The organism is Novimethylophilus kurashikiensis (assembly GCF_003112435.1).
Lineage (GTDB): Bacteria > Pseudomonadota > Gammaproteobacteria > Burkholderiales > Methylophilaceae > Novimethylophilus > Novimethylophilus kurashikiensis.
The window spans coordinates 227,605-243,033 of record NZ_BDOQ01000003.1; the positions used below are offsets into that span (position 1 = coordinate 227,605).

Consider the following 15,429-nt stretch of genomic DNA (forward strand, 5'->3'; position numbering starts at 1 on the left):
CCATTGAATTACTGCGGCGGCTGATGCCCCGCCTTTGGCTTGCCGAAACCTGCTTCTTCTCCCGCAAGCAGTTTCTTGATATTGCTCTTATGCCGCCACACCAGCATGAGCGACAACAGCAGCACGACCACCACTTTCAGCCCGAACCCGAAAAAGGCTGCCGCATAGACCGGTGCAAAGCCCGCGGCGATGAGTGCCGCCAGCGAAGAAATGCGCCACATGAAGAACGCCAGTATCCAAGTCGCCAGCACGCTCAAGCCCAGCCAAGGCGACAACGCCAGCAGAATCCCCGCCGCAGTCGCTACGCCCTTGCCGCCCTTGAAGCCGTAATACACCGGATACAGATGCCCGAAGAAAGCCGCGATGGCCACGCCGTACACAACCTCATCCCCCAAGCCATAGTGCTGCGCGAGCCATACTGCCAACCAGCCCTTGGCCGCATCACCCAGCAACGTCAGCAGCGCCGCGATTTTCTTACCGCTACGCAGCACGTTGGTGGCACCAGGATTACCCGAACCATGGGTACGCGGGTCGGGCAGGCCGAACGCCTTGCTGACGAGGATGCCGAAAGAAACCGAGCCCAGCAGATACGCGCCCAGCAGGAAAAATGCTTCGTTCATGGGAATAGATTAGAATTCTTCGAAGAAAGCCGGATTCTATCAAATGGAGCGGTGCGAAAAACAATTCGCTTGGTGATTCGGTGTGCAGAGTCGAGCTTAGCTCCTCATTAACGCCCACTCAAATGCCAGATTGATCCCACTTTTCGCCTGGTTTTGTCCCATCCAACGTTTTGACGAGTTTCAAATGGACATCATTTTTCTGCAAGAAGTCAAAATCCAGACCATCCTCGGGGTGCCGGAATGGGAGCGCATGCAGCCGCAAACCGTGGTGCTAGATATTGAACTCGCCATGCCGCATAGCCGCTCGTGCCAGAGCGATGCCATCGAGGACACCATCGATTACGGCCGGATTGTCGCCCGTATGCGCGAGCGGTTGGCGGAAAAGTCCTTCCGCCTGGTGGAAGCCCTGGCCGAGGACCTCGCCCAAATGATCATGGGCGAATTCGGCACCCCATGGATCAAGATTCGCGTGGCAAAACCGGGCATTCTGCCTGGGGTCAAGCAACTAGGTGTCGTCATCGAGCGCGGCCAAAAAACCAACAATTAGCCTCGCATTGGCGGATTCACGCTCATGTGAGATGATTCCGCATAGCAATCAATGAGTTGAATAAACAACCCAAGGGGCGGGCTTGAACAAGAATCTCTGGAAGCAGGACTGGTTTGCAGGGCTGCTGATCTCATTGCTGTTCCTGCTGGCGGCCAATACCGACTTATTGCAAAGCCTGGAGCGTAAGGCCTACGACATCGGCGTTGCCGCCTCCAGCCGCAACCCGGGGGACAAAATCGCCATCATTGCTATCGACGACGCCAGCATTGCCAACATCGGCCGCTGGCCGTGGCCGCGTGACGTCCATGCCAAAATGACTGACCTGTTGTCGGGACAAGCCAAGGTGATCGGCAATACGGCGTTCTTCATCGAGCCGCAACTCGACCCCGGCCTGAAGCACATCGATGCGATCGCCGATTTCGTCGCTAAATCCGGCATCCCTTCCAGCGCGGATGGACCACAACTCGACGCCCTCATCAAGACCGCGCAAGACACGCTCAACACCGACCGCAAGCTGGCCGAGAGCATCAAGAAAGCCGGCAACGTGGTCCTTGCTATGCCGTTTACGCTAGGCGAGCCGCAAGGCAAGCCCGACAAGCCCTTGCCCGAAACCATTGTTCGCAACTCGCTCGGCAAGGTCGTAGATCCTGGCAACGGTAACCTGCCCCTGCCTGCCATCGCCGTGCTGCCGCCGATCCCCGAAATCGCCCAGACCGCTGCCGCCATCGGCCACCTCAACGTCAACCCGGACGTGGATGGGGCGATCCGCACCGAACCGCTGGTTGTCCGCTATTACGACCAGTTCTATCCCTCTCTCGCACTGCAAATCGCCGCGCGCTACCTAAACTTGCAGCCCAAGGATATCCAGGCGCGACTCGGCGAGGGGGTCAAATTGGGCAACCTCAACATCGCCACCGACAGCGCCTTGCAGATGCACACGTTCTTCTACAGCGGTCAGGACGGTAAATCGGCGTTTCCGCAAGATTCATTCTTCGACGTGATCGAAGGCAAAGTTCCCGCGTCGAAATACGCCGGCAAGATCGTCCTCATCGGAGCAACAGCTACCGGCGTGGGGGCCAACCAGGTCACACCAATTTCTCCTGCCATGGCTCCGGTGCAAACCCTGGCACATACCGTTGCCAGCATTCTCAACCAGCATTTCTTCGTCGTCCCCAATTGGGCGCCATGGGCGGAGCGCCTCGCCTGGCTATTGGTCGCGCTTTACCTGATTCTCGCCTTGCCGCGACTCAAAGCTGGAACAGCTGCGGCCATCACGGCAGCCCTACTAGCAGCACTGCTGCTGACGCATTTCGTACTCATGACCCAGCAAGGGCTGTGGCTGCAACTCATGCTGCCAGCCACGCTGCTGCTGGTCGGCCATCTGCTGCTCACCACCAAGCGTTTCCTCGTCACTGAGCGCGGCAAGGAAAAATCCGAAGCCGAATCGGCTGAAAATAACCGTAGCCTGGGCTTGATGTTCCAGGGGCAAGGCCAGCTCGACATGGCTTTCGACAAGTTGCGCAAATGTCCCATGGACGATTCGCTCATGGACTTGCTCTACAACCTGGCGCTGGATTTCGAACGCAAGCGCCAGTTCAACAAGGCCGAGTCGGTGTTCGGCTACATGGCCGAATACAACCCCAAGTTCCGCGACCTGGAACAACGACTAGCGCGCTCCAAGGCGATGGCGGAAACAGTCATCCTGGGCGGGACAAGCGGCGGGCGCAGCAATGCCAGCATCCTGACGGAAGGCGGTATAGAAAAGCCCATGCTCGGCCGCTATCAGGTGGAAAAAGAATTGGGCAAGGGCGCCATGGGCGTGGTCTACCTAGGGTCCGATCCAAAAATCAGCCGCACCGTGGCCATCAAGACCATGGCGCTCGCCCAGGAGTTCGAGCCCGACGAACTGGCGGATGTGAAGGAACGCTTCTTCCGCGAAGCTGAGACTGCAGGCAGGCTCAATCATCCCAACATCGTCACTATGTACGACGCCGGCGAAGAGCATGACCTGTGCTACATCGCCATGGAATTTCTCAAGGGCAAGGATCTCGTGCCCTACACCAAGCCCGGCCAGCTACTGCCGATCCCGCGCGTCATGGATATCGTGCTGAAAGTAGCCGACGCCCTCGATTACGCGCACCTGAACAACGTTGTCCACCGCGACATTAAACCCGCCAACATCATGTATGAGGTCGAAACCGGCGTAGTCAAAGTGACCGACTTCGGCATCGCTCGCATCACCGATTCCTCGCGCACCAAGACCGGCATGGTGCTGGGCACGCCGTCCTACATGTCGCCGGAGCAGCTTTCCGGCAAGAAAGTCGATGGCCGTTCCGACCTGTTCTCGCTGGGTGTGATGTTCTACCAGCTGGTCACGGGGCAATTGCCCTTCGTAGCCGACTCAATGGCCGCGCTCATGTTCAAGATCGCCAATGATCCGCATCCAGCGGCGACCACCCTGCGTCCGGAACTGCCGCCGTGCCTGTCTGCTATCATCGACAAAATGCTGACCAAGGACGCGGATCAGCGCTATCAACGGGGCACCGAGATCGCGGCGGATTTGCGCAAGTGCTGGGCGGTGATCAAGGCGGGTATAGCGAAAAAATGAATCTTAACGGCACCATCCAGGTCGTGCGATTGACCGACGTCGGACTACGGCGCGAACACAACGAAGACGCCGTGGCGAGCGATATGGAGACCGGCTTGCTGGTCCTCGCAGACGGCATGGGCGGCTACAAGGCGGGCGAAGTTGCCAGCGAGATGGCTGTGCTGACCATCGTCTCCGGCCTCCGCGACGGCATGCTGGAACTCTCGCCCGGCGAAACCGACGCGACTACCGGCCTCATGCAAGAAAGCGTGGTTTTGCGCGATGCCGTAGCCCGGGCCAATAGCGCCATCTACAACGTTTCGCAAAGCCAACCGCAATGCGCCGGCATGGGCACCACGCTGGTCGCTGCGGTCTTCGCCGACAATCGGGTGGGCGTGGGCCATATCGGCGACTCGCGGCTCTATCGCTTACGGGATGGGACGCTGGCACAGCTCACCGAAGACCATTCCCTGCTTAACGAACAGCTCAAGGCCGGCCTAATTACCCCAGAGCAGGCCAAGGTTTCCAACAACAAGAACCTGGTCACCCGGGCGTTGGGTGTAGACCCCGAAGTTGAACTGGAACTGCACGAACACGTCGTGGAGCCCGGCGACATTTATCTGCTATGCTCCGACGGACTTTCCGACCTGGTGGAAGACGAAGAGATCGAACTCACGCTGAATACGCTTTCGGCCAACCTCGAGCTCGCCGCGCACCAACTCGTGCAAATGGCCAACGATAACGGCGGCAAGGACAATATTTCGGTCATTCTGGCACGGACACTCAAACCGTTTCCGGCGAAGAACGGCTGGCGCGATAAACTCACCCAATGGCTCAAATAACAGGCTTCGACGACTGAGGAAGACCATGGCTAAACTCATACTGACGCTGGACGGCGCACTGCTGGGCGAACACGACATCGACAATGACGCCCTCACCATCGGACGCCGTCCCAGCAATGACGTGCAGATCGACAATCTAGCCGTCAGCGGCAACCACGCGGTAGTACGTGTCCTGGGCAGCGATTATTTCCTGGAAGATCTCAACAGCACCAACGGCACCTACATCGACGGCAAGCCGGTCAAGAAACACCTGCTTAAGCACGGCGACCTGATTGAGGTGGGCAAATACCAACTGCGTTTCGTGGATGAATCCGCGATTGCCGCCGGCAACGCTGCTGAAGAAGATTTCGAAAAGACGATGATCATTCGTCCGGCCGCCGTGCAGGCCATGACACAGCAACCGGAAGCCGCACCAGCCGTTACGCCGGAGCCCCCTCCAGCACCACAGCCAGCGCCCATCCATGAAACTGCGCCTCAAGCCGCGAAACCTCAAGACGGCTTGCCCGTGGGTCATATCCAAGTGTTGACCGGCCCCAGCGCCGGCCGCGAACTGGTGCTTAACAAGTCGTTGACGACGCTGGGCAAGCCAGGCGTGCAGGTCGCAGTGATTTCGCGTCGTCCGCAGGGTTTTTTCATCACCCACGTCGAAGGGGCCAACCAGCCTGTGGTCAACGGCGCATCGATCGGCGTACAGGCTCATGCCTTGAACGACCACGACGTCATCGAACTCGCCGGTGTGAAAATGGAATTTTTCCAGGCAGGAAATTAACGCATGTCCGACCATCAAGAACTTCTGGAAAACATCGAGCGCCTTAACCGCATCGGGATCGCGCTATCCGCCGAACGCAATACTGCCCAGCTGCTGGAAATGATCCTGCTGGGCGCCAAGGAAATTACCAACGCCGACGGCGGTACGCTTTATACCGTCACCGACGACCAGCGCCTCAAGTTCGAGATCATGCGCACGGATTCGCTCGGCATCGCCATGGGCGGCACCACCGGCAAGGACATTCCCTTCCCGCCACTGCCGCTCTATCTTGAGGACGGCTCGCCCAACAAGAACATGGTGGCTGCCTACTCGGTGCTCAACGATGCCACCATCAATATCGAGGATGCTTATACAGCGGATGGCTTCGATTTTTCCGGCACGCGCAAATTCGACGAAAAAACCGGCTACCGCTCCACCTCGTTCCTCACCATTCCGCTCAAGAACCACGAGAACGAGATCATCGGTCTGCTACAGCTGCTCAACGCCATCGATCCGCAAAGCGGCAAGGTTGTCCCTTTCTCTGCCAGCAGCCAGCGTCTGGCAGAGTCACTGGCATCACAGGCTGCGGTAGCGTTGACCAACCAGAACCTGATCGAAGGCCTGAAAAACCTGTTCGAGTCTTTCATCGAGCTCATCGCCGAGGCCATCGACGAAAAATCGCCTTACACCGGCGGCCATTGTCGCCGCGTCCCTGAACTTGCGATGATGCTAGCGCAAACGGCCATCGGCACGAAGTCTGGCGCGCTGGCCGACTTCAGCATGACGGAAAAGGAGCTCTACGAGTTGCGCATCGCGGCCTGGCTGCACGATTGCGGCAAGGTCACCACGCCGGAATACGTAGTCGACAAACCCACCAAGCTGGCCACTATTTTCGACCGCGTCCACCTCATCGACCAGCGCTTCGAACTGCTGAAGAAACAGGCAGAAGTGGACATGCTGCGCAAGCAGATGGCGCTGATGCAAAAGGGGCAGGCTGGCCAGGCGCAGAGCATGGAAATCCAATTCCAAAGCTATGTGCGGCAGCTGGACGACGACCGCGAGTTCTTGCGCAACGCCAATATCGGCGGCGAATTCATGACGCCAGAGCACCAGGCCAGGGTGAAACAGATCGCGGAATACCGGCTATTGGACGAGCATGGCAACGTTGTGCCTTTCCTCACAGAGAATGAGGTCTACAACCTCAACATCGCCCGCGGCACGTTGACCAACGAAGAACGCGAGATCATCAACAACCACATCGTGGTGACGATCAACATGCTGGAATCGCTACCCTACCCCAAAGCGCTGCGCCGCGTGCCGGAATACGCCGGCGGCCACCACGAACGCATGGACGGCAAGGGCTATCCGCGAGGTCTGACGCGCGAGCAGATGTCGATCCCGGCTCGCATGATGGGCATTGCTGATATCTTCGAAGCCCTGACAGCGCGGGACCGGCCTTACAAAAAGGCCAAGACGCTGTCCGAATCGCTATTCATCCTCGGCAAGATGAAGCTCGACAACCACGTCGATCCCGACCTGTTCGATCTTTTCATCCGCGAGAAAGTCTATCTGCGCTATGCGGAGCAATTTTTGGAGCCGGACCAGATCGACGCCGTCGATGAGAGCAAGATTCCAGGTTACACAGCCTAAATTAAGCCCCTTGTTTGAAACCCAAAGGCCGGGAGCGATCCCGGCCTTGTTTTTTACCCGCCTACCCGCTCATCCTGAATCAGCCATCTGGTGCCGACCTTGACCATGACCAGGGTCTTGCGAGTAGACGACTGTAGATTATCCGAGCGATAGCCCTGGCGGAAATTCACCGTTGCATGGCTCGCATCCTGCGCGACCACCTTAGGCGTCTCCACCGTCACCTTGATGGATTTTGGCTTGCCGATGCGCTCACGCCGTTGCTGCGCCCAGTCACCCCGGGACATCCCGTTGGGCGTATGAAAGTCCTTGGCGTAATAAGTGAGATAGCCAGCCACATCCTTGCGCGCCCAGCTGGCGGCCCAGGCATTCACCGCGGCCAGCACAGCTTTTTCATCCACGCTGGGCGCTTTTTCGGCAGGCTGGACCGTCGTCTCCTTGGCAAGAGGTGGTTTGGCGGCTTCTGGTTTCTGCGAGCTCGGCACTACGACGGCAGAAGGCGCTGGCGAAGCTGGTTTGTAGCCGGGATTATTGAACGCGACCGGCACCGGCGGTTCGTCGTCAATTCCGGCGACCGCCATTTCGTCCACGTCCACCTTGCTCGGCGGAGCGGCAGCAGAGGATCGCGACTTGGGAATGTCGCGCACGAGCGCAACATCTCCCGTCATAGACTGTCCCCGTCCGACGGCTTGCCTGGCGACACGCGAATAGTTGTCGCACAGTTCCTTGATCAAGGCAGGGGAAGATTCCTTGCTGGCTTGCAAGGTGTGGTCATAGGCCCGGTTAGCCAATTGAGCATAGACCTCGTTGAGGTTGCGGTAAGACGTGGCGTAGACAGGATCGGTACGCAGGCCGCGTTCCAGCACGTCGCGCGCCTTTTCGTACTGGCCTTGGCCAGCGTACAAGGCGGCGAGGTTGTTATAGGGTTCGGGTAGGTCGGGATAGTCCTGGGTCAGCCGTGTGAATACCTGGATAGCATCGGCAGTACGTTTCTGGTCAGCCAGCAACACGCCCTTGAGAAAGCGCATCTGCGTAATATTACGGCCCCAGGCGTTCTTGGGTTGCGCTGCCAGATAGGCATCGATCTGTTCGAGCGCCTGGTCGGGCTTGCCCTTTTTTACCAGTTGATTGATGTCGTACACAGCATCTGCAGCAACGCTCGGCCACGTCCACATCAGCAAGAGGAAAATCGCGATCCGGATTTTCATTGCGTTCCCCCGTTCAAGTTTCTTGGTCAAACTCCGCCAGCCGTTTCACCAACCGCGGCACATCGTCGACGCGCACATGATGCCAGAACTCGCCGCCGGGTGAGAGCCGCAGGTTTGGCCCCAAATCGCAGCAACCCAGGCAATTAAAACGCTGCACTTGCACATCGCCCCGAGTCAGGGCCAAGGCCGATTCGAGCGTATCCGCAATATCCATTCCGCCCCGATGGCCGCAGGACGGCATGTCCGGATTGGCCCTGCGATTCACACACACGATCACACTTTTTTTCACTTGCCCAGCTTTCAAGCCCCACGGCTATACTATGACGCGATGAGACTATTATCCTTGAGTTTGAGCCGTCGTAAGCAAATCCTTACGCTAATGCTGGGTCCATGGCTGGTCATAGCAGCTAATTCCATCGTCCTCGCGGCTGACAGTCAACCACCAGACGGAAAAGGAGCCGACGCCATGCCCGGCAGTTCGGCCAAGAATCCATCAACAGACAATCCGGAAGGCACGCAGAAGAAAACACCCGAGCAAGAAGCCCCGCCCAAGAAAACCGAGTACGACAAACTACCCTTGCCGCAGCTCATCGCCAAGGCCAATGCACAGAATCCTATCGCCCAGTTCGAACTGGCCTCGCGATTCAATTACGGCCGAGGCGTTCCGCGCAACACCAACGAAGCCCTGATCTGGCTGCGCCGATCCGCCACTGCGGGTAATGCCGATGCGGCTCGCCTATTGGCCGTCAAGTTGTTCAATGGCTACGACGTGCCTGCAGACCACCCGGAAGCCTTGTATTGGGCAAAGCAGATTGCGGAAAAAGGCGACCTCCCGGCCCAGCTCATGGTCGCCAACATGTACGCCAACGGCGAAGGCACGCCGCGCGATCTGGTGCAGTCCTATAAGTGGTTTGCGATTGCCGCCGTGGCCGAGCGGCCCGGCGCGAAGAAAGACGATCCGCAGCGCGATGACCTACTCAAAACCGCCGCGGAACAACGAGACAAAATCGGCAGCCTGCTGACCGAGAGCGAAGAGCGCGACGCGCAAAACATGGCGAGCGACTGGTGGCTGGGAAAATATGCGCCGCAGAAGGCAGCGCCGGCGAAAGCCAAAACCAAAAAAGGAAAACCGCGGAAAAAGCCAGGTGGCAAACCTGCCATCTGACTTTTCCCGCAGTCTGGGGGATTACTCGAGGATCAATCCAACTACTGGAAGAAATCCTTGACCTTGGCCATCCATGACTTGGCGCGAGGATTATGCTTGGAAGCATCCATCTGGTTGATCTTCTCCAGTTCGATCAACAGCTCCTTGGCACGGTCGGTCAGCTTGACCGGCGTTTCCACCACCACATGACACATCAAATCGCCATGCTCGCTGCTGCGTAATGCCTTGATGCCCTTGCTGCGCAATCGGAACACCGCACCGGTCTGAGTCTCGGGCGGAATCTTCATCTTAGCGTGACCGTCCAGCGTGGGGATTTCGATCTCGCCGCCCAAAGCCGCGGTCGTAAAGCTGATCGGCATTTCGCAGTGCAGATCGCCGCCATCGCGTTCAAAAATGGTGTGCTTCTTGAGATGCACCACCACGTACAAATCGCCCGGAGGCCCGCCGTTGACGCCGGCTTCGCCTTCGCCGGTCAGACGAATGCGGTCGCCCTCGTCCACCCCGGCGGGAATCTTCACCGCCAGCGTCTTCTGCTGCTTGACGCGACCGTCGCCGTGACAGGTCGGGCAAGGAGATGACACCATCTTGCCGCTGCCGTGACACTTGGGACAGGTCTGCTGGATGGAGAAGAAACCTTGCTGCATGCGCACCTGGCCATGGCCGCCGCACGTGGTACACGTGGTAGGTTGCGTGCCCGGCTTGGCGCCGGAACCATGGCAGGTTTCGCATTCTGACATGACCGGGATGCGAATCTTGGTTTCCGTGCCACGCGCCGCGTCTTCCAGCGAAATTTCCATGTTGTAGCGCAAGTCCGCGCCACGATAGACGTTGGAACGGCGTCCGCCGCCGCCCGCGCCGCCGAAGATGTCACCGAAGATATCGCCGAACGCATCCGCGAAATTGCCGAAGCCATGCGCCCCCGCACCGGCACCGGCTGAGGGGTCAACCCCGGCATGGCCATACTGGTCATAGGCCGCTCGCTTTTGCGCGTCCGACAGGATCTCGTAGGCTTCCTTGGCTTCCTTGAACTGTTCTTCAGCCTTGGGATTATCCGGATTGCGGTCCGGATGGTATTTCATCGCCAGCTTGCGATAAGCCTTCTTGATCTCGTCGTCCGACGCATCGCGATTTACGCCGAGAACTTCGTAATAATCTTTTTTTGCCATAATTTTCTAGTCGAGAGTAGAGAGCGGTGAGCCGAGAACAAGGTGAAGCGCCGAGAGGGGCAGGCTGCCCGACTCTCGGCTCTTCACTTCAAGCTCACGACTGGATTACTTCTTCTCGTCTTTGACTTCTTCGAATTCCGCATCGACGATGTTGTCGTCGGATGCGTTCTTCTCGGCTTCCGCATGCGCATGGCCGGCTTCGGCACCGCCTTCAGGTTGCTGCTGGGCGTAAATCTTCTCGGCCAGCTTGTGCGAAGCTTCCATCAAGGCGTTGGTCTTGGCTTCGATCTCGTCCTTGTTATCGGACTTGAGCACTTCCTCGACTTCCTTCAATGCAGCTTCGATCTTTTCCTTCTCGCCGGCGTCCAGCTTGTCGCCGTGCTCGGAGAGGGACTTCTTCACGCTATGCACCATGCCGTCGGCCGCATTGCGGGCATCGACCAGTTCGCGCAGCTTCTTGTCTTCCTCGGCGTGGGCAGCCGCATCTTCTTCCATGCGGCGGATTTCCTCTTCGCTCAAACCGGAGCTCGCCTTGATGGTGATGTTGCTTTCCTTGCCGGTCGCCTTGTCCTTGGCGGACACGTGCAGGATACCGTTGGCGTCGATGTTGAACGTCACCTCAATCTGTGGCATGCCGCGCGGTGCCGGCGGGATATCGCCCAGATTGAACTGGCCCAGGCTCTTGTTGCCGGAAGCCATTTCACGCTCGCCTTGCAGCACGTGGATGGTCACAGCAGACTGGTTGTCTTCGGCGGTGGAGAACACTTGCGAAGCCTTGGTCGGGATCGTGGTGTTCTTCTGGATGATCTTGGTCATCACGCCGCCCATGGTTTCGATACCGAGGGACAACGGGGTCACGTCCAGGAGCAGCACGTCCTTCACTTCACCTTGCAGCACGCCGCCCTGGATACAAGCACCGACAGCCACGGCTTCGTCCGGGTTCACGTCCTTGCGCGGTTCGCGACCGAAGAATTCCTTGACCTTCTCTTGCACCTTGGGCATGCGGGTTTGGCCGCCGACCAGGATCACGTCGGAGATATCGGACAGCTTGACGCCGGCATCCTTCATGGCGATTTCGCAAGGCTTGATGGAGCGTTCGATCAAGTCCTCGACCAGGCTTTCGAACTTGGCACGGGTGATCTTAACGACCAGATGCTTTGGACCGGTGGCATCCGCCGTGATGTACGGCAGGTTGACTTCAGTCTGGGTGCTGGAAGACAACTCGATCTTGGCCTTTTCGGCCGCTTCCTTCAGGCGCTGCTTGGCCAGCAGGTCGTTGCGCAGGTCGAGACCGTTTTCCTTCTTGAATTCGTCAGCCAGGAAATCGATCAAGCGATTGTCGAAGTCTTCGCCGCCCAGGAAGGTGTCACCGTTGGTGGACAGCACTTCGAACTGATGTTCGCCGTCGAGCTCGGCAATTTCGATGATAGAGATATCGAACGTGCCGCCGCCCAGGTCGTACACCGCAATCTTGCGATCGCCTTCCTGCTTGTCCATACCGAAAGCCAGCGCGGCTGCGGTCGGTTCATTGATGATGCGCTTCACTTCCAGGCCGGCGATGCGGCCGGCGTCCTTGGTAGCTTGGCGCTGGCTGTCGTTGAAGTAAGCCGGCACGGTGATCACGGCTTCGGTCACTTCTTCGCCCAGATAGTCCTCGGCGGTCTTCTTCATCTTGCGCAGCACTTCGGCGGAGATTTGCGGCGGCGCCATTTTCTGACCGCGCACCTCCACCCATGCGTCGCCGTTGTCGGCCTTGACGATGGCGTAGGGCATCAAGTCGATGTCCTTCTGCACGGCCTGCTCTTCGAAGCGGCGGCCGATCAAGCGCTTGACCGCATACAGCGTGTTCTTGGGGTTGGTAACGGCTTGACGCTTGGCAGGCGCGCCAGCCAAGACTTCACCGTCGTCCTGATAGGCAATGATGGACGGCGTGGTGCGAGCGCCTTCGGCGTTCTCGATCACACGCGGCTTGCCGCCTTCCATCACAGCAACGCAAGAGTTGGTCGTACCCAGGTCAATACCAATAATCTTTCCCATGTTCTGTTCCTTACATTAAGTCTTTTAAGATGTTTGTTATATGTAGACGATGCGCTATTTTTCAAGCGCTTAAGTGCAGTTTTAGCTCTTACCCTTGGAAACCACCACCAGCGCGGGACGCAGCACGCGGTCGTGCAAGGTGTAGCCCTTTTGCAGCACGCTGATGATGCTATTGGCTTCGGCGTCGGATTCCACCATGCTGATGGCCTGGTGCTTGTGCGGGTCGAATTTCTCGCCCACGTTGCCGACTTCGGCCACATTGAACTTCTCGAATACGCTGGTGAGCTGCTTGAGCGTCAATTCCACGCCGTTCTTGTAGCTCTCGACCGTGCCGGTCTCGACATTGAGCGCGGCTTCCATGCTGTCTTTTACCGCCAGCAGTTCGGAGGAGAATTTCTCCAGCGCGAACTTGCGCGCTTTTTCGATATCGTCCTGGGCACGGCGGCGGATGTTTTCGCCTTCGGCCTTGGCGTACATCCAGGCATCGTAATGCTCCTGCGCTTTGCGCTCGGCTTCGCGCAGCATTTCTTCGTTGCTGGGCATGACTTCGACCTGGCTTGGCGCTGGCTGGGCAGCAGGTGCTTCGCCTGCAGCCGCGGACAGCAATTGTTCTTCGGTAGGCTGTTCCGGGGTCTGGTTTTGTTGCGACATGAAAATTCCTCGTCCATTAATCACGTGTTTTCCAACATGGAGACGAGTCGAAAAAAAACAAGCCCGGCTCGATAAAAATTTCGAGCCGGGCCGGAATAAAGATGAGGTAAAGAAAGCGCTTAGACGGCTAAATCCACCTGCTGCAACGTGCCTACTGCACCGTTCTCCTGGAGATAGACGCCGCTGCTGCGTACCTGGCCTTGAAGTTGGTTCTCAGCATCTTTTGCCGAGAAGGGGGTAGCGACGCTGCCGAGATAAAGCGCGCCGACATTGCGCTGCGCCAGGGTTTGGAGCTTATCCTGGCCCTGGGCATCCTTGGACCACACCAACAGCTTGGCAAAGACCGCGTCGTTTTCATCGATCCAGTGGTTACCGTCCCCGTCGTATTTGGCCAGGTCGGCAAACCCGTTGCCGCTCTTGGCACCGAATAACTCGCTGCCGTCATCGATTTTTCCGTTGCCATTGAGGTCGAGCGCAAGAAATCCGCTGCCCGGTCCGACGAAAGACATCTGGTCTTGTGTACCGTCGCTGTTAAGGTCGAACGAGAACTTGGTAGACGTCAGTTCCGCCGCGGTGCCGTCAAAATTGATGACCAACGGATCCTTTGTTCGCGGCGCATCGCCGGCCTGGACGGAAAGGCTGTCCTGGCTCTGGAACGAACGCGCCATGGAAAGCTGTAGATCGAATTGAATTTCCTTGCCGTCGGCGGTCTTGATCACGCCTTGGGCGGCAAAACTGGTTTGTTCCGATTCACTGTGTGTCTCGACCTGGTCGTACTGCATACCCCAGCCTAGACGTTGAGGCGTAGTAGATGCCGGCGCAGCGTTGGAATTTTGGGCTCCTTGCGCCTGCATAGCCTGCAAGTCGGCCGCGCTGACCAGTTTGATTTTCCTGCCCAGGAAGGCCTCGACGATACGCACCAGGACTTTGAGCTTGGGATCCAAGCGATCCTCATCCGAGGAATCGCTACTCGCCTGAACCTTGCCTTGGTCAGACAGATTAACAACGGTCGATGGGTTACCAGCACTGGAAGCCGGGCGATCGGACCATACCCGCAGGGATTGCTTGACGCTGTGCTGCTCGCTGGCCTGATGGCTGGAAGCCAGCAGCACGGTAGATTCGGAAATCTTCATATTCGCCGCCTTGCTCAAATATCAACACGGCGGAACCGCCGTATCAGGATATCGGCAAATACAGGTCGGGCTTGAGGGTATTCAGTGCAGAAAGTGCTTCCACCGGCGAGGGTACTTTGCCGATACCGCCCAGGTTGCGGAACAGGGACGAGTGCGTGCCCAGCACGCCGGTCAAGGCTGGATCGGTATCGGTATAAATCGCGACGGTTGGCGTCTTGAGCGCTGCCGCCAGATGCACCAGCCCGGTATCCACACCGATAGCCGCGACGGCATGCCCCAATACATTGGCGAGTTGCCGCAAGCCCAACTTCGGCAACACTAACGCTTCCGGAACCTGCGTCGCGATATGCTGCGCCCGCTGTTGTTCCCCGACATTCCCCCACGGCAGCACCAGCACCAATCCGTGCTCGGCTAATATCTTGCCAAGGGCCGTCCAGTGTTCTATCGGCCAGAGTTTGGAATCGCGGCTTGTACCATGCAAGGCGACGACATATTGAGACGACAGCGCGATTGGCAACATTTCGCTGGGGATCTCGATACCGTAATCGGGCGGCGTTTCCGGCAAGGGGTATCCCAATGCCAAAGCAGCCAACTTACGGATGCGCACCACGGCTTGCTGCTCCCACAGCACTTTGTGCCGATGCCGATAAAACAACGCAGGCAAGGGCTCGCGGCCCGACCCCATGCTGTAGCCATGCATCGGACCCTTGGCCCAGGAGGCGATCAGGACACTCTTGAGCAAGCCCTGGCTATCCAGCACCAGGTCGTAATGCCGATCCTGCAAATGCTGCTTGCAGGCAGCGATCTCCTTCCAGGTGCGAGCAGTCAACAGCCCGCGCCGCCAGCGACGCAGGGAAACCGGGATCACCTCGGAAATTGCCGGATGCAATCGGGGAATCTCGGCAAAACCATCCTCGACCGCCCAATCGATCTGCATCTCTGGAAACTGACGATGAATATCGGTAACGGCAGGCAGATTGTGGACGATGTCGCCCAAAGAGGACGTTTTGACGATAAGCAGGCGCGGCATGGAGTCAGGTTATTGGAATGATTCGGGCGGGGCTTATTTTCGCATACA

At 58.2% G+C, this 15,429-nt stretch carries 14 protein-coding genes; 6 read left to right on the forward strand and 8 right to left on the reverse strand.

Going from position 1 to position 15,429, the window contains the following annotated elements:
* Positions 1-8: 8 nt before the first annotated feature.
* The gene (gene plsY, locus NMK_RS04620; protein ID WP_109014592.1) at positions 9-620 is read right to left on the reverse strand and encodes a glycerol-3-phosphate 1-O-acyltransferase PlsY; all 612 of its coding nucleotides are present in this window, start codon (positions 618-620) and stop codon (positions 9-11) included.
* 184 nt (positions 621-804) lie between these two features.
* Between plsY and NMK_RS04625 the strand changes: the two genes are divergently transcribed.
* From NMK_RS04625 to NMK_RS04645, 5 genes are all read left to right on the forward strand, one after another.
* Complete coding sequence (locus NMK_RS04625; protein WP_109014593.1) at positions 805-1,167, forward strand: dihydroneopterin aldolase; 363 nt, start codon at positions 805-807, stop codon at positions 1,165-1,167.
* A gap of 82 nt (positions 1,168-1,249) precedes the next feature.
* On the forward strand, positions 1,250-3,775 hold the full coding sequence (locus NMK_RS04630) for a CHASE2 domain-containing serine/threonine-protein kinase (RefSeq protein ID WP_109014594.1): 2,526 nt from the start codon (positions 1,250-1,252) through the stop codon (positions 3,773-3,775).
* Positions 3,772-4,596 carry a Stp1/IreP family PP2C-type Ser/Thr phosphatase gene (locus NMK_RS04635; protein WP_109014595.1) on the forward strand — a complete coding sequence of 275 codons (825 nt, stop codon included), beginning with the start codon at positions 3,772-3,774 and terminating at the stop codon, positions 4,594-4,596. The genes NMK_RS04630 and NMK_RS04635 overlap by 4 nt, the downstream gene beginning before the upstream one ends.
* Positions 4,597-4,621: 25 nt before the next feature.
* The gene (locus tag NMK_RS04640; RefSeq protein WP_109014596.1) at positions 4,622-5,365 is read left to right on the forward strand and encodes an FHA domain-containing protein; all 744 of its coding nucleotides are present in this window, start codon (positions 4,622-4,624) and stop codon (positions 5,363-5,365) included.
* Positions 5,366-5,368: 3 nt separating this feature from the next.
* Complete coding sequence (locus NMK_RS04645; RefSeq protein ID WP_109014597.1) at positions 5,369-6,994, forward strand: HD family phosphohydrolase; 1,626 nt, start codon at positions 5,369-5,371, stop codon at positions 6,992-6,994.
* A 53-nt stretch (positions 6,995-7,047) separates the two neighbouring features.
* Here the strand turns inward: NMK_RS04645 and NMK_RS04650 are convergent, their stop codons facing one another.
* Both NMK_RS04650 and NMK_RS04655 read right to left on the reverse strand, forming a co-directional pair.
* Positions 7,048-8,199 (reverse strand): nuclear transport factor 2 family protein, encoded by a 1,152-nt coding sequence (locus NMK_RS04650; protein WP_109014598.1) that lies wholly within the window; start codon positions 8,197-8,199, stop codon positions 7,048-7,050.
* Positions 8,200-8,212: 13 nt separating this feature from the next.
* The gene (locus NMK_RS04655; protein ID WP_181376168.1) at positions 8,213-8,488 is read right to left on the reverse strand and encodes a (2Fe-2S) ferredoxin domain-containing protein; all 276 of its coding nucleotides are present in this window, start codon (positions 8,486-8,488) and stop codon (positions 8,213-8,215) included.
* A gap of 177 nt (positions 8,489-8,665) precedes the next feature.
* Here NMK_RS04655 and NMK_RS04660 point away from each other — a divergent pair, with 177 nt between their 5' ends.
* The gene (locus NMK_RS04660) at positions 8,666-9,364 is read left to right on the forward strand and encodes a tetratricopeptide repeat protein (protein ID WP_181376169.1); all 699 of its coding nucleotides are present in this window, start codon (positions 8,666-8,668) and stop codon (positions 9,362-9,364) included.
* A gap of 41 nt (positions 9,365-9,405) precedes the next feature.
* On the opposite strand, the gene dnaJ is transcribed toward NMK_RS04660, so the two are convergent.
* From dnaJ to waaC, 5 genes are all read right to left on the reverse strand, one after another.
* Positions 9,406-10,530, reverse strand: a complete 1,125-nt coding sequence (gene dnaJ / locus NMK_RS04665) for a molecular chaperone DnaJ (protein ID WP_109014601.1) — start codon at positions 10,528-10,530, stop codon at positions 9,406-9,408.
* A 105-nt stretch (positions 10,531-10,635) separates the two neighbouring features.
* A complete protein-coding gene (dnaK, locus tag NMK_RS04670) occupies positions 10,636-12,567 on the reverse strand; it encodes a molecular chaperone DnaK (protein WP_109014602.1) in 1,932 nt (643 codons plus the stop codon).
* Positions 12,568-12,648: 81 nt separating this feature from the next.
* Complete coding sequence (gene grpE / locus NMK_RS04675; protein WP_109014603.1) at positions 12,649-13,218, reverse strand: nucleotide exchange factor GrpE; 570 nt, start codon at positions 13,216-13,218, stop codon at positions 12,649-12,651.
* Positions 13,219-13,337: 119 nt separating this feature from the next.
* On the reverse strand, positions 13,338-14,351 hold the full coding sequence (locus tag NMK_RS04680; protein WP_109014604.1) for an SPM autocatalytic domain-containing protein: 1,014 nt from the start codon (positions 14,349-14,351) through the stop codon (positions 13,338-13,340).
* A 43-nt stretch (positions 14,352-14,394) separates the two neighbouring features.
* Positions 14,395-15,381, reverse strand: a complete 987-nt coding sequence (waaC, locus tag NMK_RS04685) for a lipopolysaccharide heptosyltransferase I (protein ID WP_109014605.1) — start codon at positions 15,379-15,381, stop codon at positions 14,395-14,397.
* Positions 15,382-15,429: the final 48 nt, after the last annotated feature.